Annotated in this window: 16 protein-coding genes, 2 pseudogenes and 1 riboswitch; of the genes and pseudogenes, 9 read left to right on the top strand and 9 right to left on the bottom strand. The window is 69.4% G+C overall.

The genetic code is table 11. The features are described 5' to 3' along the window. Positions 1 to 62: 62 nt before the first annotated feature. A complete protein-coding gene (locus ACR5MH_RS09565; RefSeq protein ID WP_431347012.1) occupies positions 63 to 1,520 on the bottom strand; it encodes a helix-turn-helix domain-containing protein in 1,458 nt (485 codons plus the stop codon). Positions 1,521 to 1,801: 281 nt separating this feature from the next. Between ACR5MH_RS09565 and ACR5MH_RS09560 the strand changes: the two are divergent. After that, positions 1,802 to 3,555, top strand: a pseudogene (locus ACR5MH_RS09560) (phosphoenolpyruvate carboxykinase (GTP)). 98 nt (positions 3,556 to 3,653) lie between these two features. Here ACR5MH_RS09560 and ACR5MH_RS09555 read toward each other — a convergent pair. Then, the gene (locus ACR5MH_RS09555; RefSeq protein WP_433862533.1) at positions 3,654 to 5,591 is read right to left on the bottom strand and encodes an ABC transporter transmembrane domain-containing protein; all 1,938 of its coding nucleotides are present in this window, start codon (positions 5,589 to 5,591) and stop codon (positions 3,654 to 3,656) included. A gap of 109 nt (positions 5,592 to 5,700) precedes the next feature. On the opposite strand from ACR5MH_RS09555, the gene ACR5MH_RS09550 reads away from it, so the two are divergent. The 3 genes from ACR5MH_RS09550 to ACR5MH_RS09540 are packed head-to-tail and all read left to right on the top strand — an operon-like array spanning position 5,701 to position 8,296. After that, positions 5,701 to 6,627 carry an ABC transporter ATP-binding protein gene (locus ACR5MH_RS09550; protein ID WP_433862532.1) on the top strand — a complete coding sequence of 309 codons (927 nt, stop codon included), beginning with the start codon at positions 5,701 to 5,703 and terminating at the stop codon, positions 6,625 to 6,627. Next, positions 6,624 to 7,469, top strand: coding sequence for an ABC transporter permease (locus ACR5MH_RS09545; RefSeq protein ID WP_431347011.1), 846 nt, complete (start codon positions 6,624 to 6,626; stop codon positions 7,467 to 7,469). Before ACR5MH_RS09550 ends, ACR5MH_RS09545 begins: the two co-directional genes overlap by 4 nt. Next, positions 7,466 to 8,296: an ABC transporter permease gene (locus ACR5MH_RS09540; RefSeq protein WP_431347010.1), complete on the top strand. Its 831-nt coding sequence runs from the start codon at positions 7,466 to 7,468 to the stop codon at positions 8,294 to 8,296. Before ACR5MH_RS09545 ends, ACR5MH_RS09540 begins: the two co-directional genes overlap by 4 nt. Positions 8,297 to 8,322: 26 nt before the next feature. Here ACR5MH_RS09540 and ACR5MH_RS09535 read toward each other — a convergent pair. Continuing rightward, positions 8,323 to 8,823: pseudogene (locus ACR5MH_RS09535) on the bottom strand (MFS transporter); the annotation flags it as partial. Between the two features lie 188 nt (positions 8,824 to 9,011). Here ACR5MH_RS09535 and ACR5MH_RS09530 point away from each other — a divergent pair. Next, positions 9,012 to 9,440, top strand: coding sequence for a DUF2269 family protein (locus ACR5MH_RS09530; RefSeq protein ID WP_431347009.1), 429 nt, complete (start codon positions 9,012 to 9,014; stop codon positions 9,438 to 9,440). A gap of 16 nt (positions 9,441 to 9,456) precedes the next feature. On the opposite strand, the gene ribH is transcribed toward ACR5MH_RS09530, so the two are convergent. Genes ribH through ribD form a run of 4 tightly spaced genes read right to left on the bottom strand, consistent with a single transcriptional unit; the run spans position 9,457 to position 12,915 of the window. Continuing rightward, the gene (gene ribH / locus ACR5MH_RS09525) at positions 9,457 to 9,933 is read right to left on the bottom strand and encodes a 6,7-dimethyl-8-ribityllumazine synthase (RefSeq protein ID WP_431347008.1); all 477 of its coding nucleotides are present in this window, start codon (positions 9,931 to 9,933) and stop codon (positions 9,457 to 9,459) included. Beyond that, a complete protein-coding gene (ribA, locus tag ACR5MH_RS09520) occupies positions 9,930 to 11,219 on the bottom strand; it encodes a GTP cyclohydrolase II (RefSeq protein ID WP_431347007.1) in 1,290 nt (429 codons plus the stop codon). Before ribA ends, ribH begins: the two co-directional genes overlap by 4 nt. Beyond that, entirely contained in the window at positions 11,216 to 11,875 is a 660-nt protein-coding gene (locus ACR5MH_RS09515) for a riboflavin synthase (protein ID WP_431349376.1), read from the bottom strand. Before ACR5MH_RS09515 ends, ribA begins: the two co-directional genes overlap by 4 nt. Before the next feature lie 2 nt (positions 11,876 to 11,877). After that, positions 11,878 to 12,915 carry a bifunctional diaminohydroxyphosphoribosylaminopyrimidine deaminase/5-amino-6-(5-phosphoribosylamino)uracil reductase RibD gene (gene ribD, locus ACR5MH_RS09510; protein WP_433862531.1) on the bottom strand — a complete coding sequence of 346 codons (1,038 nt, stop codon included), beginning with the start codon at positions 12,913 to 12,915 and terminating at the stop codon, positions 11,878 to 11,880. A 106-nt stretch (positions 12,916 to 13,021) separates the two neighbouring features. Beyond that, a riboswitch (FMN riboswitch) is annotated at positions 13,022 to 13,174 on the bottom strand. A 168-nt stretch (positions 13,175 to 13,342) separates the two neighbouring features. On the opposite strand from ribD, the gene ACR5MH_RS09505 reads away from it, so the two are divergent. Beyond that, positions 13,343 to 13,906, top strand: coding sequence for a hypothetical protein (locus tag ACR5MH_RS09505; protein ID WP_431347005.1), 564 nt, complete (start codon positions 13,343 to 13,345; stop codon positions 13,904 to 13,906). Positions 13,907 to 13,956: 50 nt separating this feature from the next. Here the strand turns inward: ACR5MH_RS09505 and ACR5MH_RS09500 are convergent, their stop codons facing one another. Both ACR5MH_RS09500 and ACR5MH_RS09495 read right to left on the bottom strand, forming a co-directional pair. After that, the gene (locus ACR5MH_RS09500) at positions 13,957 to 14,535 is read right to left on the bottom strand and encodes a hypothetical protein (protein ID WP_431347004.1); all 579 of its coding nucleotides are present in this window, start codon (positions 14,533 to 14,535) and stop codon (positions 13,957 to 13,959) included. 100 nt (positions 14,536 to 14,635) lie between these two features. Then, a complete protein-coding gene (locus tag ACR5MH_RS09495) occupies positions 14,636 to 15,649 on the bottom strand; it encodes a sugar-binding transcriptional regulator (RefSeq protein WP_431347003.1) in 1,014 nt (337 codons plus the stop codon). Between the two features lie 148 nt (positions 15,650 to 15,797). Between ACR5MH_RS09495 and ACR5MH_RS09490 the strand changes: the two genes are divergently transcribed. The 3 genes from ACR5MH_RS09490 (at position 15,798) to glpK (ending at position 20,032) form a co-directional block, all read left to right on the top strand. Continuing rightward, the gene (locus ACR5MH_RS09490) at positions 15,798 to 17,537 is read left to right on the top strand and encodes an FAD-dependent oxidoreductase (RefSeq protein ID WP_433862530.1); all 1,740 of its coding nucleotides are present in this window, start codon (positions 15,798 to 15,800) and stop codon (positions 17,535 to 17,537) included. 139 nt (positions 17,538 to 17,676) lie between these two features. Continuing rightward, positions 17,677 to 18,447: an MIP/aquaporin family protein gene (locus ACR5MH_RS09485; protein WP_433862633.1), complete on the top strand. Its 771-nt coding sequence runs from the start codon at positions 17,677 to 17,679 to the stop codon at positions 18,445 to 18,447. 70 nt (positions 18,448 to 18,517) lie between these two features. Beyond that, positions 18,518 to 20,032 carry a glycerol kinase GlpK gene (gene glpK, locus ACR5MH_RS09480; protein WP_431347001.1) on the top strand — a complete coding sequence of 505 codons (1,515 nt, stop codon included), beginning with the start codon at positions 18,518 to 18,520 and terminating at the stop codon, positions 20,030 to 20,032. The last annotated feature ends 24 nt before the right edge of the window (positions 20,033 to 20,056 follow it).

Here is a 20,056-nt window from a genome sequence, read left to right as displayed (position 1 = left end):
GATTCGTCACGAATCGCGCGAATGGCCGCGGCAATCGCAACATTCGTGCCGAATGTGAGGGCTCACGCGCCCGAGTGCGCCTCCAGGAACGTGTACACCTCGGAGTCGTCCACGCCGGGGAACGACCCCGACGGCAGCGGCGACAGGATGTGCGCGTGCAGGCGCGCACTCGGCCACGCCTTCCCCGACCAATGCCCGGTCAGCTCGGTGGCCGGTCGCTTGCAGCACGACTCGTCCGGGCAGCGGGACTCGGCGCGCGCCGTCGTCTCCCGGCCGCGGAACCACTTGGCCTGGTCGAACGGCACGCCCACGCTGATCGAGTAGCCGCCGTCCGCAGTGCTGCCGGTCTGCGTCGAGCACCAGTACGTCCCGGCCGGGGTGTCGGTGTACTGGTAGAACTCCGTGGTGCGGTTGGTGCGCGCGAACGCGTTGCGGGCGCCCCACTTGCGGCAGACCACCTGGCCCTCGATGGAGCCGGTGACGTCGGTCGGAAGCGGGAGGCTGTCGTTCTCGTAACCCTTGTAGAGGGTGCCGTCGTCGCCCACGCGGAGGAAGTGCAGCGGCATGTCCAGGTGCCGGGTCGCCAGATTGGTCAGGCGCAGCGCGGCGGCCTCGTGGGTGACGCCGAACGCGTCGCGGAAGTCCTCGACGGCGAGGTCCTTCTCCTTCTTCGCCTGCCGCAGGAAGGCCACGGCCGCGGCCTCCGGCATCAGCGCGCACGCCGCGAAGTAGTTGATCTCCAGCCGTTGCCGCAGGAAGTCCGCGTAGCTCGCCGGGCGTTCGTGGCCGAGCAGCCGGTGCGCCATCGCCTGCAGAGCCATCGACCGGAGGCCGTGCCCGCCCGGGATGGACGCCGGCGGCAGGTAGATCCTGCCGTTCTCGAGGTCCGTGATCGAGCGGGTGGAGCGCGGGAGGTCGTCGACGTAGATGAGCTCGAAGCCGAGCTGCTCGGCCATGACGCTCACCTCGCGGTGGGTGAGCGCACCGCGGACGTGACCCGACGCGCGCACGCGCTCCTCGGCGAGCCCCTCGATATCGGGGATGTAGTTGTTCTGCGCGCGCATCCGCTCGCGGAGTTCCGTGTTCGCACGCCGGGCCTCCTCCGGCGTCGCGATCGCCTCGCTGGCGCGCCGCGCGAGTTCGCGGTGCAGGCCGACCAGGGCCTCCAGCGTCTCGGTCGGCGTGCCCTTCGTCGGCTTGACGGCGGGGAGTCCGAGCGAGCCGTAGAGCGAGCCCTTCTGGGCGCGGGAGAGCTCGATCTCGAGCGCTGCGCGCGCGTCCGGCGGTTCGGCGGACAGCAGCTCGGCGAGCGGGACGCCGAGCGCGGTGGCCAGGGTGCCGAGCAGGGAGACGCGCGGCTCGCGCTTGCCGTTCTCGATCAGCGAGAGCTGGCTGGCGGCGACCCCGGCGGCGGCGCCGAGCTCGTCCAGGGTCAGGCCGCGCTGGGTGCGGAAGTGCCGGATGCGGTGCCCGAGGGTGGCGACGTCGGCGGTCGCCGCGTCGGTGGCGAGGGAGTTCATCCCTTCACGATAGCGAAAGAATCGCAATTCTTTACGGCCGATTTCTCGCCCACGGCTATGAATCCTGTCCGATCCTGGAGTCGCAACCCGATCTTTCCAACCGAGAGGACGACGGAATGTCCATCGCCGAGCTCCCGCTGACCGACCAGGCGCACGACGCCGACGCCGACCACGAGACGCACGCGTACCGCACGGCCTCCACCCCGGCCGCACGGCAGGCGGCCGCCACCGAACCGACCCGCCCGACCGGCCTCGCCGGCCTCCGCGCCTGGGTCGCCGAGATCGCCGAACTCACCCAGCCCGAGAGCATCGTCTGGTGCGACGGCTCGCCGGGGAGGCGGACCGGCTGACCAAGCAGCTCGTGGCCGAGGGCAAGCTCATCCGGCTGAACCCGGAATGGCGGCCCAATAGCTTCCTCGCGCGCACCGACCCGAGCGACGTCGCCCGCGTCGAGGACCGCACCTTCATCTGCTCCCTGAAGGAGGAGGACGCCGGCCCGACCAACAACTGGCGCGAGCCCGAGGCCATGCGCGCCGAGCTGCGCGGGGTCTTCGCCGGCAGCATGCGCGGCCGCACCATGTACGTCGTCCCGTTCTCGATGGGACCGCTCGGCGGTCCGATCTCCCAGGTCGGCGTCGAGTTGACCGACTCCGCCTACGTCGCCGTCAGCATGGGGCTGATGACCCGCGTCACCGGCAAGGTGCTGGACCTCATCGACGCCGGTCAGCCCTGGGTGCCGACCGTGCACAGCGTCGGCGCTCCGCTGATCGACGACGCAGGGGCGCGTCACGATGACGTGACCTGGCCGTGCAACACGACCAAGTACATCGTCCAGTTCCCGGAGACGCGGGAGGTCTGGTCGTACGGCTCCGGCTACGGCGGCAACGCCATCCTGGCCAAGAAGTGCTTCGCGCTGCGGATCGCTTCGGCGATGGCACGCGACGAGGGCTGGCTGGCCGAGCACATGCTGCTCGTCAAGGTCACCTCGCCCGAGGGCCGCGCCTTCCACTTGGCGGCGGCGTTCCCGTCCGCGTGCGGCAAGACGAACCTCGCCATGCTGAGGCCGACCATCCCGGGCTGGAACGTCGAGACCATCGGAGACGACATCGCCTGGCTCCGGCAGGGCGCTGACGGGAGGCTGCGCGCCATCAACCCCGAGGCCGGCTTCTTCGGCGTCGCGCCGGGGACAGGCGAGCTGACCAACAAGACCGCGGTCGAGACGCTCTGGGGCAACACGATCTTCACCAACGTGGCGCTCCGCGACGACGGCGACGTGTGGTGGGAGGGCCTCACCGAGACGCCGCCCGACCACCTCATCGACTGGCAGGGCAACGACTGGACTCCCGAGAGCGGTCGCCCGGCGGCGCATCCCAACTCGCGCTTCACGGTGGCTGCGGCGCAGTGCCCGGCCATCGCGGACGACTGGGACGCCTTCGACGGCGTGCCGATCGACGCCATCCTGTTCGGCGGCCGCCGTGCGACGAACGTGCCGCTGGTGGCGCAGGCCCGCGACTGGAAGCACGGCGTGTTCATCGGCGCGACCATCTCGTCGGAGAAGACGGCCGCGGCCGAGGGCACGGTCGGCGAGCTGCGCCGCGACCCGTTCGCGATGCTGCCGTTCTGCGGTTACAACATGGCCGACTACTGGGGCCATTGGCTCGAGGTCGGCGAGAAGCTCGGGTCGAACGCGCCCGCGGTGTTCCAGGTGAACTGGTTCCGCAAGGGCGACGACGGCCGTTTCCTGTGGCCCGGGTTCGGCGAGAACTCGCGCGTCATCGAGTGGATCGCCCGCCGCGTGGAGGGCACGGCCGGCGCCGCCTCGACGCCGATCGGCCGCCTCCCGCTGGTGGAGGAGCTCGACTTGGACGGTCTCGACCTCCCGGCCGAGGACGTCGCCGAGCTCTTCGAGGTCGACCGCTCCAGCTGGCTCGCCGAGTGCGACCTCACCGAGCAGTACTTCGAGCAGTTCGGGACCCGCGTCCCCGCCGCTCTCCGCGCCGAACTCGCCTCCCTCCGCTACCACCTCCACGCGTAGCAAGCCATCGCTTCCTCACTTTCTCCCGCTCGCACCCGGCGTGTCGCGAGAGAAAGTGAGGAAGCGATAGCTGCGTCAGACGAGGAGTTGGTGCTTGGCTAGGTCGCGGTAGAGGGGGTGGACGCGACCAGTTCGGAGTGGGTTCCTACGCCTACTACGCGGCCGTGGTCGAGGACGACGATCTGGTCGCTGTCGACGACGGTGGAGAGCCGGTGGGCGATCACCAACAGGGTGCGGTCCTCCGCGACGGCGTCGATGGCCTCCCGCATGAGCTGCTCGTTGCGTCCGTCCAGGCTGGAGGTCGACTCGTCCAGCAGCAGCACCGGGGGAGCGGCGAGCAGCGCGCGGGCGATCGCCAGGCGCTGGCGCTCGCCGCCGGAGAGCATGATGCCGTCCTCGCCGACCGGCGCGTCGAGGCCGAGGTCGCTGCGCTCCAGCACCTCGGTGAGGTTGACCGCGTGGAGGACGTCGACGCACTGCTCGTCGGTCGCGTGCGGCGTCGCCAGCCGGAGGTTGTCGCGCAGCGAGCCGGCCAGCACCGGCGCGTCCTGCTCGACGTAGCCGATGTTGGAGCGCAGGGCGACGCGGTCGAGTGTGCGGATGTCCATCCCGCCGAACCGCACCTGGCCGGCCTCCGGGTCGTAGAAACGCTCGATCAGCGCGAGGATCGTCGACTTGCCCGCGCCCGACGGGCCGACCAGTGCCGTCCGCTTGCCGCGCGGCACCGTGAAGCTCACTCCGTGCAGCACGCCGCCGTGCGCAGTGGCCGCCGCGTCGGCGCCGAGCCCTGCCGCGGCCTCCGCCTCGGCCACGACGTCCACTCCGCCGAGGGCGCCGAGGGCGATGCGCTCGGCGTCGGCGGGCGGGGCCGCCACGACGGACGGCTCATCCCGCTCCGGCGACGACGGGTAGGCGAACTCCACGTCCACGAACTCGATCGCCGGCGCCTGCGGGGCGAGGCCCTCGTTCGCCGCGCCCACGGTCATCCCGAGGGGCGCGATGTCGCGGTCGAACTGGTCCTCGGTGGGGAGGTCGAGGATCTCCTGGATGCGGCCGAGCGCTCCGAGCGCCGAGTTCACCGCGGTGATGGCACCGAACGCCTGACCGAGCGGCAGGATCATCATGAACAGGAAGAGGATGAACGCGACCAGGTTCGCGACGGTGATCGCCCCGCTCGCGACTCGGAACCCGCCGACGCCGAGCACCACCAGGAACGACACCTGCATCGCGATGCCCGCGACCGGCACCACGAGGGCGGAGATCTTGGCGACCTGGATGCCCATCCTCCAGGCCCCGGTCGCGTCGGCGTCCACCGCGGCGATCTCCCGCTCGGTCGCGTTCGAGGCGCGGATCGTGCGCACCGAGCTGATCGCCCGCTCGACCGCGGCGGCGAGGTCGCCGACCTTGGTCTGCGCCTTCTGACTGGCGACGCGGATGCGGCCGGACAACAGCGTGACGACGACGATGGAGACCGCGACGACGAGCACGGTCAGCCCGAGCAGCACCGGGTCGATGATCAGCATGGCGATGAGTGCGCCGATGAAGGTCAGCGCGCCGCCGATGGCCTCCACCAGCCCCTGCGTCAGCACCGCCCGCAGCAGTGTGGTGTCCGAGCCGACGCGCGACACCAGGTCGCCGGTGCGGCGCGTGTCGAACTCGCTGATCGGGAGGCGCAGCATCCGCCCGACGAGCTTGCGGCGCGACGACAGCACGACGCCCTCGCCGGTGCGCTGCAGCAGATAGTGCTGGTAGCCGGAGATGAGCGCGGACACGACGACGAGCGCCACGAGACCCCAGACGATCCCGTTGAGCGGCTCGCCCTTGCCGACGATGGTGATGACCTGGCTGACCAGCAGCGGCTGGGCGAGGCTCGCCGCGGCGCCGAGCACACTCAGCACGACGACGAACGAGAGCACGCCGCGGTGCTCGAGCAGGTAGGGGAGGAGCTGGCTGAACCGCGCGCGCGGTCCGGTGTCCGCCTCCCGCCGCGCGAAGGGCGAACGGCGGCGTGGAGCGGCGGTGGTGTCGGTGCTCATGGGGTTCCTTCGAGAGGAGTTCGGGATGCTGCTTCGACCGTACTTCCTGCGGGCTGCCGGTTTGCTGACACCGGCGAAATGTCCGCGGCCCGGACTACAGTGCTGAACTATGCCGCCGTCCGTCATCACCGCCGCCGACCTCGTCAAGAAGTACAAGGACTTCCCGGCGGTCGACGGCATCAGCTTCGAGGTCGAGGCGGGGGAGTCGTTCGGGCTCCTCGGCCCCAACGGCGCGGGGAAGTCGACCACCATGCGGATGATCGGCGCAGTCTCCACGCGAACGGCGGGCGAGCTGAGCATCCTCGGGCTCGACCCCGACCGGTACGGTCCCGAGATCCGGTCGCAGCTCGGCGTGGTGCCGCAGTCCGACAACCTCGACACCGAATTGCGGGTTCGCGACAACCTCATCGTCTACGGGCGCTACTTCGGCCTCCCCTCGGCACGGGTGCGCCGGCGCGCCGACGAGCTGCTGGCCTTCGCGCAGCTGGAGGACAAGGCCAAGGCGAAGGTCGACGACCTCTCCGGCGGCATGAAGCGCCGGCTCACGATCGCGCGGGCCCTGATCAACGACCCGCGCATCCTGCTGCTGGACGAGCCGACCACCGGCCTCGACCCGCAGGCCAGGCACATCCTCTGGGACCGGCTGTTCCGGCTCAAGGAGCAGGGCACGACGCTGGTGCTCACGACGCACTACATGGACGAAGCCGAGCAGCTCTGCGACCGGCTCGTGGTGGTGGACAAGGGCACGATCATGGCAGAGGGAACCCCTGCCGCCCTCATCCGCCGGTACTCGACGCGGGAGGTGCTGGAGGTCCGCTTCGGCTCCGAGCGCAACGCCGAGGTCGCGCCGCGGCTGGAGGGCATCGGGGAACGCGTCGAGGTGCTGCCGGACCGCATCCTGGTCTACAGCGACGACGGGGAGGCCGAGCTCGCCCGGTTGACCGACCGCGGCCTCCACCCCCTCACCAGCCTGGTGCGCCGTTCGAGCCTGGAGGACGTCTTCCTGCGGCTCACCGGACGGAGCCTGATCGAATGAGCACCGCCGCACCGGTGGATGAGGGCACGCGGGCCGCGCTCGCCGCCGCAGGACGGCCGCGCCGGTTCGGCGCCTGGTACGTCGCGGAGCACCGCTTCCGGGTGATGCGCTCGTACCTGCAGACGTTGCTCGTCACCGGCTTCGGGAACCCGTTCCTCTACCTGTTCGCGATGGGCGTCGGCCTGGGGAGCCTGGTGAGCTCCCACATGGGGCCGACCGCGGTCAACGGGGTCAGCTATCTGGCCTTCGTCGCCCCCGCGCTGCTCTGCACGGCCGGCGTCACCGTGGCGAGCGAGGAGTTCACCTACCCGGTGATGCTCGGGTTCAAGTGGAATCCGACCTTCGTCGGCATCAGCGCGTCTCCGGTCGCGCCGGGTCAGATCATCGACGGCGTCGTCATCTCGGTGGTGGCGCGGCTGCTCGGAACGAGCATCGTGTACTACGCGTTCATGCTGCTGTTCGGCGCGGTGCCGAGCCCGTGGGGCTGGCTCGCCATCCCGGTCGCGACGCTCGGCGGCCTGGCGTTCGGCGCGCCGGTGATGGCGTATGTCGCCACGCTGGAGCAGGACACCGGCCAGATCGCGATGTTGATGCGGTTCGTGCTGCTGCCGATGACGCTGTTCTCCGGCACCTTCTTCCCGTTGGCCTCCATGCCCGTCTACCTGCAGTGGATCGGCTGGATCTCGCCGCTCTGGCACTCCACCGAGCTCGCCCGCGTCTTCGCCTACGGGTACGCCGAGCCGCTGTGGCTCACGTTCGTGCATGTCCTCTACCTCGCGGCGCTGTTCGTCGTGTTCTGGCGGTGGGCGCGCCGCATCGCGGGGCGGAGGCTGAACAAGTGACCACCACCCGCGACCCGCTGATCGAGACCGTCTCCCGGTCGGGTCCGCTCCGGGCGCTCTACGCCGGCAACGCCCGGTCGGTGATGCAGCGCGGCTGGTCCGCGACCCGCAGCACGAACTGGCTGGTCATCGTCTCCGGGTTCTTCGAGCCGATCTTCTACCTGCTCTCGCTCGGTATCGGCTTCGGCAAGCTCGTCGGCGACGTCACGACGGCCGGCGGCCAGCAGGTGCCGTACGCGGCGTTCATCGCTCCCGCGCTGCTGGCGACGGCCGCGATGAACGGAGCCGTGTACGACTCCACCTGGAACGTGTTCTTCAAGATGCACTTCGCCAAGCTCTACGAGGGGATGCTGTCGACCTCGCTCGGCCCGCTCGACGTCGCGCTCGGCGAAATCCTGCTGGCGCTGCTGCGCGGCGCCGTCTACGCGGTCGGCTTCATGATCGTCATGCAGGTGCTCGGCCTGAACCTGTCGTGGTGGGCGCTGCTCGCCCTCCCTGCGGTGCTGCTGATCGCGTTCGGCTTCGCCAGCTTCGGGATGGGCGTCACCAGTTACATGAAGACCTTCCAGCAGATGGACTGGATCAACTTCATACTGCTGCCGATGTTCCTGCTGTCGGCGACCTTCTACCCGATCACCGTCTATCCGGAGTGGATCCAGTCGATCATCATGGCGCTACCGCTGTGGCACGGCGTCGAACTGGTCCGTGGCCTGACGACCGGCGCCGTCGATGCCGGGATGCTGTGGCACGTCGTGTACTTCGCCGTGATGGTCGCGCTCGGCCTGATCCTGACGACCCGCCGCCTCCGCGCCCTTTTCCTCGACTGACACGACCCCCTCCGAGGGAGGAGGGGTCAGCTCACGTTGTCGGTGAACTCGATGTCGCGGGTCTCCTTCGACAGCAGCAGCGCGATGAGCGTGAGCACACCCGCGGCCGAGAGGTAGACGCCCACCCAGACCGTGCTGCCGCCGCCGATCGTCCACAGCCACACCGCGATGGTCGGCGCGACCGCCGCTCCGAGCACGCTCGCCAGGTTGTACGCGATGGCGGAGCCCGTGTACCGGACGTTCGTCGGGAACAGTTCGGGCAGCTCAGCGCCCATCGGCCCGAAGGTGAGCCCCATCAGCGTGAAGCCCACGATGAGCAGCGCCATCGTGCCCACGATGCCCCCGGCGAAGAGCGGGACGAACAGCAGGCCGAAGAGGATGATCCCGAGCGTCACCCAGATCAGCGTTTTGCGGCGGCCGAATCGTTCGGCGAGCGGGCCGGCGACGAGCGTGAAGACGCCGAAGAACACCACACCGATGATCAGCATGACCAGGAAGTCGTTGCGCGCGTAGCCGAGTCCGGGCACGAACCCTGCCGCCGAGAACGTCTTGAAGAACTTCCGGTGACGTGACGAAGAGCCGCGGAGCGTGCACGTCGGTCGGGCGTCGCGCGGGCGGAGAAGGGAACGGGACGCTTGTGGCGTCCCTTTCACCCTATGCCGCGCGCGTGGCCCGGCCGAATCGGTGCGCTCGCACCGCTCGATAGGCTGGAGGCATGGAAACCCTCTTCGCCGTCCTCCACGTCGTGTCCGCTGTGTTCATCGTGGGGCCGATGGCCATCCTGCCGATGACGGCGATGCGCGCGGTGCGTGCGGGCAACGCGGGTCAGGTGGAGGTCCTGGCCAAGTCGACCAACCTGATCTCGCTGCTGTCGCTGCTGGTGGCGTTCTTCGGCTTCGGCGTGATGGGTCTGTCGGACAAGAAGGACGACCTCAGCATCGTGACGCCGTGGATCCTCTGGTCGATCATCCTGTACGTGATCGCGCTCGGGCTGACGCTGTTCCTCGTCGTGCCGACCATGCGCCGCGCCGCCGAGGCGATCCGCGGAGGCGAGTCCTCGAAATACCCGGCGATCGCGGCGGGCTCCGGCGTTGCCAGCCTGCTGCTGGTCGCCGTGGTCGTGCTGATGGTGTGGAAGCCGTAGCCTCCCGCCCGAACCCTCAGCCGCGCAGCTCCCGCAGCGCGATCGCGGTCACCAGGGCCGCGTGCGCGGCCTCCTCGCCTTTGTCCTCCTTCGAACCGGGGAGGCCGGCGCGGTCGAGGCCCTGAGCCTCGTCATCCAGGGTGAGCACGCCGAACCCGACCGGCTTGCCGGTGTCGAGCGCGACCCGGGTGAGGCCGTCGGTCGCCGCCGCCGAGACGTACTCGAAGTGCGGGGTGCCGCCGCGGATGATCACGCCGAGCGCGACGACCGCGTCGGCGCCGGACTCCAGCGCCGCCTTGCTGACGACGGGGAGCTCGAAGCTGCCGGGGACCCGCACGAGCGAGTAGTCCGCGCCCGCGGCCTCCAGCGTGCGGGTCGCGCCCGCGATCAGGCCGTCGGTGATCTGCTCGTGCCAGGTGCCGGCGACGACGACGACCCGCAGGCCGCTCCCGTCGACGGCCTCGGTCGCGTTGGGTGCTCCGGCTCCGCTCATCGTGCTGTCCTCTCTGCCGCGACGGCGGCTGCATCGTCATCGGGGTCGATCTCGGCGATCACGTGACCCATGCGGTCGCGCTTGGTCTCCAGGTAGCCCTCGTTGAACACGCCGACGCCGACGACCAGCGGCACCCGCTCGTCGACCGCGATGCCGTGCTCCTCGAGCTGGCGCACCTTCTCGGGGTTGTTGGTGAGCAGGCGCACCGACTCGACGCCGAGGTCCTGCAGGATCGCAGTCGCCGCGCCGTAGTCGCGGGCGTCGATCGGCAGGCCCAGCGCCAGGTTGGCGTCGAGGGTGTCGAGGCCGTCCTCCTGGAGCTTGTAGGCGCGCAGCTTGTTGATCAGGCCGATGCCGCGGCCCTCGTGGCCGCGCAGGTAGACGACGACGCCGCCCTCGCGCTGGATGGTGGCGAGCGCCGCGTCGAGCTGCGGTCCGCACTCGCATTTGAGCGAGCCGAACGCCTCGCCGGTCAGGCACTCCGAGTGCACCCGCACCAATGTGCCCTCGGCGGCGGGCGTGCCGGAGACGATGGCGACATGGTCGGCGCCGGTCATCCGGTCGCGGTAGGCGCGCATCCGGAAGGTGCCGTTGGTGGTGGGGACGGTCGTCTCGACCTCGAAGATCACCCGCGACGACTCCGGGATGGGCGTGGGGGAGGTGAGCTGCTGGTCGCAGTGGAACTCCTGCAGGTACGCGATCAGCGCCTCGATGGTGATCACGAGGACGCCCTCGCGCTCGCCGAGCTCCAGCAGGCCGGGCAGGCGCATCATCTCGCCGTCGTCCGCGACGATCTCGGAGATGGCGCCGACCGGGGTCAGTCCGGCGAGCTTCAGCAGGTCGACGGCGGCCTCGGTGTGGCCGTCGCGCTCCCGCACGCCGCCGTCCACCGCTCGCAGCGGCATGATGTGGCCGGGCCGGTGCAGGCTGGTGGGCGTGGACTCCGCGTCGGCGAGCACCCGCAGGGTGTGCGCGCGGTCCGCGGCGCTGATGCCGGTGGACAGCCGGTTGGCGGCGTCGACGCTCACCGTGTAGTTGGTGCCGCGCGCGTCCTCGTTGTTCGCGACCATCACCGGAAGCTCGAGGCGGTCGGCGATCTCGTTCGTCATCGGCGCGCAGATGAAGCCGGATGAGTTGCGCACGGTCCAGGCGATCCACTCCTGGCTGGCGAGCTCGGCGGCGATGACGACATCGCCCTCGTTCTCGCGGCTCTCGTTGTCGACCACGATGACGGGCCGGCCGGCGCGCAGCTCGGTGAGGGCCTCGGGGATGGTGGCGAGCGTCATGACGCACTCCGTTCTGTGGCGGTCTCTGCTGGTTCGAATCGGGCGGCGAGGTCGGGCTCGAGTGCGAGCATCCGCTCGACGTGCCGGGCGAGGATGTCGGTCTCGATGTTCACGCGGTCGCCGGGGACGCGGTCGCCGAGCGTGGTGGCGGTAAGCGTCTCGGGGATGAGCGAGACCTCGAACCAGCCGTTCTCGCGCCCGCCGCCGACGTCGCTCACGGTGAGTGATACGCCGTCGATGGCGATGGAGCCTTTGCGCGCCACGAGCGGCGCGTGGGCGGGGTCGAGGCTGAGCCGGACCACGCGCCAGGCGCTGCCGTCCTCGATGGAGAGCACGGTCGCGGTGCCGTCGATGTGACCCTGGACGATGTGGCCGCCGAGGCGGTCGCCGACCTGCGCGGCACGCTCCAGGTTCACCAGTCGGCCGGGCGTGACGTCGTCGAGCGTGCTCATCGCGAGCGTCTCGGCCATCACGTCGGCCGTGAACGTCTCGGCGTCCTGGCCGATCACGGTGAGGCAGACGCCGCTGACCGAGATGGAGTCGCCGTGCCCGGCGTCGCTGACGGCGAGCGGTCCGCGCACGGTGATCCGCATCGCGTCGGCGTCGCGAGCGACGGCGACGACCTCGCCCAGCTCTTCGATGATTCCGGTGAACACGCTCACGCCTCCTGGTGGGTGGTCGGCACGGGCACGGCCCGCAGGTACAGGTCGACGCCGAGTCGTTCGACGTCGAGGATGCGCAGCTTGCGCTGGTCGCCGATGGTTTCGGCGCCGATGTCGCCGAGCGCGAGCTTCGGGCCGCCGAGCAGCGACGGCGCGAGGTAGATCGCGTACTCGTCCACGAGCCCGGCGGCGACGAACGCGCTCGCGAGCGTTGGGCCGCCCTCCACGTAGACCCGGCGGAAGCCGCGCTGGCGCAGGTCGGCGACGACTTCGTGGAGGTCGTGGGTGCCCTCGAAGATCACGGGATGCGGGTGCCGGAAAACCGCGGCGTCCTTCGGTACGGCGCGCGTGCCGACCACCACGGGCGTCGGTTGCGTCGCGAGCAGTTCGCCTGCGTCGCCGCGCGCGGTCAGGCTGGGGTCGTCGGCGAGCACGGTGCCGGTGCCGACGACGATCGCGTCGGAGGCCTCCCGCTGCTCGTGGACGCGCTGCCGGGCCGCGGCGCCGGTGATCCAGCGGCTGGTGCCGTCGGCGGCGGCCGTGCGGCCGTCGAGCGTGCTGGCCCACTTGACCGTGATGTGCGGCCGGCCGAGGCGCGCGGCCGTCAGCCAGTCGCCGAGGAAGCGCTCGGCGTCGTCGGCGAGCACGCCGCCGATCACCTCGACGCCGGCCTCCCGGAGCCGGTCGGCCCCTCCGCTGGAGTGCCGGCCCGGGTCGGCCACCGCGTAGACCACGCGGGCGACACCCGCGGCGATCAGCGCCTCCGAGCAGGGGCCGGTGAGCCCCCAGTGGTTGCACGGCTCCAGCGTCACGACGGCGGTGGCGCCGCGAGCGCCGCCCTCGGGGAGGGTGCTCAGCGCGTCCACCTCCGCGTGCGCGGTGCCGGCCCCGCGGTGGAAGCCCTCCGCGATCGTGCGCCCTTCGGGGTCGAGGATCACGCAGCCGACGCGCGGGTTCACGCCGGTGGCCGGGCCGCCCTCGGCGAGCCGCAGCGCGGTGCGCATCGCCGCTTCCCATTCTCCAGTCCGGGTCATCCGGGCGTCGTCCTGTCTCTCGCTGCGAGATCTCTCTCGTCATGTGAGACGTGATGCCGGGGTCGCTGGAGCCGAAAGCTCGCGTTCGCGACGGTCGTCGACCGCCGACGTGCGCCTCCCATCCGGACTGAGCGCCCAGGCTCACGCCTGCACGCATTACCGTCGGTGCCGGAATTCCACCGGCTCAGCAGGGGGCTCTCGCCTCCCGCTCGCGGACTGTCACCGCCGGTTCGGACTCTCACCGACCCCGGAGCACGTTCTTCTGTTGTCGAGTCTAGATCAACGCGGGAACGGGGGAAGTATTCCCCGGACATATGCGGACATGGAGCGGCAGCGTTTTGCCTGCGGCCAGTTGGTAGGCTCAGTGAACGCTGGCGTCTCAGATGTATAAGTGTTAATGGAAGATTCCGTAGGCGAATAAGGAGCAATGATGCGGTTCGAAAACGGAAACGACGCCCATGAGTGGCCGAATGACATGACGATTCGCGTGTCCGACGGCGCGAACCTGCTCGACCTCTTGTGGTTGCGCCACATGGCTGCCGGAAATGCTGAACCGTCACTGCCGCCCGCTGCGCTTCCCGGTGAACCGGTTTCCTCGGATGACCACCGACTGGTCGGGACCTGGGAGAAGCTGTGGAAGGAGTGCCTCGAGCACTCGCGGCATGTGCATGAGCTCGACCCGCTTGCGGTGGCGGAGCACCCCGAGCTCTGGGCCGCACCCGACATCGGAGCGTTCGCGGACGAGCTAGGTCTCGATGCCGGCGAGGGCGTACGTTCGTGGCGAGGAACTCCCGATTTCTACAATGCCGAGAGGGCGGTCGTCGAGGATGTCCGCGTCGCCTGGCAGCGCGGTCTGCGGACGGTCATCGAGCTCCCTCTCGCCGGCGGGTACTGGCGGAAGCTCTCCGCGGCGACGCTCGTCGTTTCGAGTGTCACCCGCCGCGACGTGGCCGGCTACTCGGAGGCGTTGCGTTCGTTCGGGCGGATTTGAGCAAGCGGGTGTCACCGCCGCGATGACACCCGCTCGTCGCGCTCGGTCGGTCAGGAGTGGAAATTCTCTCCCGGCGATCCGGATGCGCAGACGGCCCCGTTGTTCATGACGACGTTGGAACCCGGGAGCACGTTAGCGAAGCCATCCCCGGGCATCGAGAACGACCAGCTACTGCTCCAGGAGGACCCGCTCGCGCCGCCCCACCAGTACGAGGGCATGCCCGACCATCCCCACACCTGCACGGTCCAGTTCTTTGCGATCACGGGCCGCGGAACAACGAACCCGGTGGAGACGAATTTCGAATTGCCGCGACTGACAGCGTTGATCCACGAGTTGCCGCAGGGGCCCTCGACCCAGGTGGTCCGGCTCATCGCGAGTGACTTCTCGAACCGGATGGCTTCGGGACTCACGGCGACCGAACGCTGCTGACCATCGCTGTCCGTGACGATCTGGTAACCGTTCGCTTCCGCGACGGCGGAGTCGAATCCGGACGGGACCATCGCGACGGAGATTGTCTGCGTCTCCGCGGTCGCGTCGTCCGCCTGGGCGGCGAGCGCGCCGGATAAGACGAGCGCGCCGGTGAGTGCCGCAGCCATGCCGACGCGGATTGCGTTGAGCGCAAAGGTCATGGGGGTTTCCCTTCATCGTTGAATTCGCGACCCGATTCCGATCGCCGACTTCAACACTACAAACGTTAGATTGCAGTTAGAAGGTTAAATTTCAGGGGAGTCAGGCAGCGTCCTCCACCGGCCCCACCGCGCTGTGCGGCGCCGCAATATCCGCCAGCGCCCGCGCCGTCCCCTCGTCCACGATCAGGTCGGTGATGAGCCCAGCCGCGAGCGCGCCGCGGAGGCTGTGCACCTTCGACGGTCCGGAGACGATGCAGACCCGGCGCGGCACGCGCTTGATGAGGTCGATGTCCGGCCCGCTGGCCCGCTCGTTCAACGGGATGCCGTGGTGGCTGCCGTCCTCGCGGAAGAACACCGTGGCCACGTCGCCGACGACCCCGGACGCGTCCAGCGACGCGTAGTCGTCCGCGTCGAGGTAACCGCCCGCGTACACGTGGGAGCGCACCTCCGAGAACGGCGAGCCGAGGCCGAACAGCGCGACGTCCATGCGCTCCTGGATGTCGAGGATGCGCCGCGTGCTGCGCTCCCGCCACATGGCCTGCTTGGTCTGCGGGTCGTCGAACAGCGCGGGGACCGGGAACTCCTGGATCGTGCCCGAGTAGGTGTCGCCGAACCGGCGCAGGATCTCGGACGCGTACAGCACGCCGGTCGTGTAGGTGTTGCCGGCGCCGTTGAGCTGCACGAACTCCACGTTGTGCAGGTCCTTCGGGATGAGGTGCCTGCTCAGCGCGCTCATCGTCGAGCCCCAGGCGACCCCGACCGTGGTGTTGGAGTCGATGAAGCGGTCGAGAATCCGTGCAGCGGAGATGGCGACGCGCTCCAGCCGGTCGACGTCGCTGATCGCGCTCGGCATCGGGACGATGTGCGCTCCGATGCCGTAGCGGGCGTGCAGCTCCTGCTGGACCCGGGTCGCGGCCTCGTGCGGCTGAGCGATCTGGATCGTGACCAGCCCGGACGCGCGCGCATAGGAGAGGAGCCGCGAGACGCTGGAACGCGAGGTGTGCATCTCGTGGGCGATGGCCTCCATCGTCAGGTCCTGCATGTAGTACAGGTGCCCCGCCTTCAGGGCGTCGCGGACCTTCTCGGGGAGGTTCTGGGTGTCGGGTGCGGACATTCGGGGACCGCTTTCTGGTTTCGGATACTGCTGCCTGGGGTTCGGGGATGGCGCTGCACGTATGTGCATCCGGCTTGATCGAAGTTGTGCCGGCATCGAAGACTATAGCGAAACCCATCGCCGTTCAGTAGAAGCACCAGGAGTATCCGTGACGACGCAGTCGAATGTCCGCCCCGAGATCCAGCAGCTCCGCGAGCGCCCGAGCGCGCAGGTCGTCATCGTCGGCGGCGGTATCAACGGGCTCGGCACTTTCCGCGACCTCGCCCTCCAGGGCGTCGACGTGGTGCTCGTGGAGCGCAACGACTTCGTGTCGGGCGCGTCCGCCGCCTCCAGCCACATGATCCACGGCGGCATCCGTTACCTCGAGAACGGCGAGTTCCGGCTGGTCAAGGAGTCGGTGACCGAGCGCAACGGCCTGCTGAAGATCGCGCCGCACTACGTCAAGCCGTTGCAGACGACCATCCCGATCTACTCCACGTTCTCCGGCATCCTCGCCGCACCGCTGCGCTTCCTCACCCACAAGCAGGGCAAGCCGAAGGAGCGCGGCGCTTTCCTGATCAAGACCGGCCTGACGATCTACGACACGTTCTCGCGCGAGGGCGGAACCGTCCCGCGGCACAGCTTCCACGGCCGCCGGAAGTCGCTCGAGACCCTCCCGAAGCTCAACCCGGGCCTGAAGTACACCGCCACCTACTTCGACGCCTCGGTCCACGACCCGGAGCGACTCGCGCTCGACGTCCTCGCCGACGGCCTCGCCGCAGGCCCGCACGCCCGCGCCGCCAACTACCTGGAGGCGATCGGAGCCCAGGACGGCGGCGTGCTCGTCCGCGACCGGGAGACCGGCGACGAGTTCGCGATCACCGCCGAGGTCGTCGTCAACGCGTCCGGCCCCTGGACCGACCTCACCAACGCGGCCCTGGGACGGGCGACGCAGTTCATGGGCGGCACCAAGGGCTCGCACATCGTCCTCGACAATCCCGAACTGCTGGAGGCGTGCGACGGACGCGAGATCTTCTTCGAGAACAACGACGGCCGCATCGTCCTCATCTACCCGCTGAAGGGCAAGGTCATGGTCGGCACGACCGACCTCGACGCCGACATGGCGGTGCCCGCGGTGTGCACCGAGGAGGAGATCGACTACTTCATCGAACTGGTCGCGCACGTTTTCCCAACGATCCCGGTCACCCGTGAACAGATCGTCTACAGCTTCTCCGGGGTCCGTCCGCTGCCGCACCACGACGACACGGCGCCCGGCTTCGTCTCCCGCGACTACCGGATCGTGCCCGGCACGATCGCCGGCCTCGGGGACACCACCGTCCTCAGCCTCGTGGGCGGCAAGTGGACGACGTTCCGCGCCCTCAGCGAGCATCTCGCGAACGAGACGCTGGAGGCTCTGGGCGTGACCCGCACCGTCTCCACCCTCGGGCTGCCGATCGGAGGCGGTGCCGGCTTCCCGGCCAGCCCGCAGGCGGAGCGCGACTGGATCGCCCGCTACGGCGCCGACGTGGGCGCGGCGCGCGCGAGCGTGCTGCTGCACCGTTACGGCACCAAGGCCGCCTCCGTCATCGACGCCATCGCCGGCTGGGAGGGGGAGGACACCCCGCTCGCCGCTGCGCCCGACTACTCCCGCGCGGAGCTCGACCACCTCGTGCGCACCGAGCGGGTAGCCCACCTCTCCGACGTCTTCCTGCGCCGCACGAGCTTCGCGTTCACCGGATCGGTCTCGATCCCGCTGGTCCACGAGGTCGGCGAAATCGTCGCAAACGCCCTCGGATGGTCGCCAAACCGGCGCGCGGAGGAGGAAGATGCGTTCCAAGCGGAACTGGCAGCCGCCCACCGGGTGAACCTGGCGTCGGGGGACGGGAGCGAAGCCGCGGCGCTCCGATAATGCACGAACGTGCATAGAACGGTCCTTGCCCGGGCGGACCCGACCGCAATAGCGTTCAAAGGCCCACCCTGGCGAGAGCCACACCATCGCACGACAGGGTGCGGGTCAACTGAACAACTGGAAGGTCAACGTGGACAATATCGGTATTGATTTCCTGTCAGAGTTGTGCGGAACGGCAATGCTGGTGCTTCTCGGTACTGGTGTCGTCGCGAACGTCGCCCTGATCAAGAACAAGGGCTTCAACGGCGGGTTCCTGATGGTGAACTTCGGCTGGGGCATCGCGGTCTTCTCGGGTGTCGTCGTCGCCTACAACTCGGGCGCGCACCTGAACCCCGCGGTGACGCTCGGCCTGGTCGCCAACGGCGCCAAGACGTTCGGCAGCGCCGCCGGGCACACGCTGGTGCCGGTCAACTTCGTGACGATACTGCTGTACATCGTCGCCCAGCTCATCGGCGCGTTCATCGGCGCGTGCCTCACGTTCCTGGCGTACAAGAAGCACTTCGACGAGGAGCCCGACCCGGGCAACAAGCTCGGCGTGTTCTCCACCGGCCCTGCGATCCGCAGCTACGCCTGGAACCTCGTCACCGAGGTCATCGGCACCTTCGTGCTGGTGTTCGTGGTGATCGCCTTCGGTCACCAGCCCGGAACCGCGGCGGGCCTCGCCGCCCTCGGCGCACTGCCCGTCGCCCTCCTGGTGGTCGGCATCGGCGCCAGCCTCGGTGGTCCGACCGGTTACGCGATCAACCCGGCACGTGACCTCGGTCCGCGCATCGCGCACGCCGTCCTGCCCATCCGGGGCAAGGGCACCAGCGACTGGTCCTACTCCTGGGTCCCGGTCGTCGGCCCGATCATCGGCGGTCTGCTCGCCGGCCGGCTGGCGCTGCTGCTGCTTCCGATCCTCACCAAGTAACACCCGGGGGCCGGCCGGGGAGACCCCGACCGGCCCTCATCAGTCCCACCCCAAAACAAAGGAGTTACGTATGGCCGACTACGTCGTCGCTATCGATCAGGGCACGACAAGCACCCGCGCGATCATCTTCGACAAGTCCGGGTCGATCGTGTCGACCGGGCAGCTCGAGCACGAGCAGATCTTCCCCCGCGCCGGCTGGGTCGAGCACGACCCGAAGGAGATCTGGAACAACACCCGCGAGGTGATCGGCCAGGCCCTCTCGAAAGCGGACCTCACCCGTCACGACATCGCGGCGGTGGGCATCACGAACCAGCGCGAAACCGCGGTGGTCTGGGACAAGAACACCGGCGAGCCCGTCTACAACGCCATCGTCTGGCAGGACACCCGCACCCAGCCGATCGTCGACCGCCTCGCGGCGGACGGCGGCGTCGAGCGGTTCAAGCAGATCGTCGGCCTCCCGCTGGCCACCTACTTCTCGGGCACGAAGATCGCCTGGATCCTGGAGAACGTGGAGGGCGCCCGCGAGCGCGCCGAACGCGGCGAGCTGCTGTTCGGCAACACCGACGCGTGGGTGCTCTGGAACCTCACCGGCGGCCCGGACGGCGGCGTGCACGCCACCGACGTGACCAACGCCTCCCGCACCATGTTCATGGACCTGGAGACCCTCTCCTGGCGCGACGACATCCTCGAGGTGTTCGGCGTGCCGCGGTCGATGCTCCCGGAGATCAAGGCCTCCTCCGAGGTCTACGGCACGGTGGAGTCGTCCAGCCTGCTGCGCGAGGTGCCCGTCGCGGGCATCCTGGGCGACCAGCAGGCGGCCACGTTCGGCCAGGCGGCGTTCGATCCGGGCGAGTCCAAGAACACCTACGGCACCGGCAACTTCCTCATCTTCAACACAGGTGAGGAGATCATCCACTCCAAGAACGGCCTCCTGACGACGCTCGGCTACAAGCTGGGCGACGACAAGCCGCACTACGCCCTGGAGGGTTCGATCGCCGTCACCGGCTCGCTGGTGCAGTGGCTGCGCGACAACCTCGGCCTCATCTCCAGCGCCCCCGAGATCGAGGACCTGGCCAAGACCGTCGAGGACAACGGCGGCGCGTACTTCGTGCCGGCGTTCTCGGGCCTGTTCGCGCCGTACTGGCGGTCGGACGCGCGCGGCGCCCTGGTGGGCCTCACGCGTTACGTTAACAAGGGCCACATCGCCCGCGCGGCACTGGAGGCCACGGCCTTCCAGACCCGCGAGGTGCTCGACGCGGTCAACGCCGACTCCGGTGTGGACCTCACCGAGCTGAAGGTGGACGGCGGCATGATCGCCAACAACACCCTCATGCAGTTCCAGGCCGACATCCTCGGCGTGCCGGTCATCCGACCGGTCGTCGCGGAGACGACCGCCCTCGGTGCGGCCTACGCCGCCGGCCTCGCGGTCGGCTTCTGGGAGAACCTGGACGACCTCCGCAAGAACTGGCAGGAAGACCGCCGCTGGGAGCCGAAGATGGACGACGCCGAGCGCGACCGCCAGCTCCGCCTCTGGAAGAAGGCCGTCACGAAGACGTTCGACTGGATCGACGAGGACGTGAAGTAGCCCCCGCGCAGTGCCACCGAGCGC

This window comes from Streptomyces sp. L7 (assembly GCF_050990935.1).
Classification (GTDB): Bacteria; Actinomycetota; Actinomycetes; order Actinomycetales; family Microbacteriaceae; genus Leifsonia.
The sequence above is the reverse complement of the archived record's forward strand: the minus strand, read 5'-3'. Positions and strand labels throughout refer to the sequence as shown.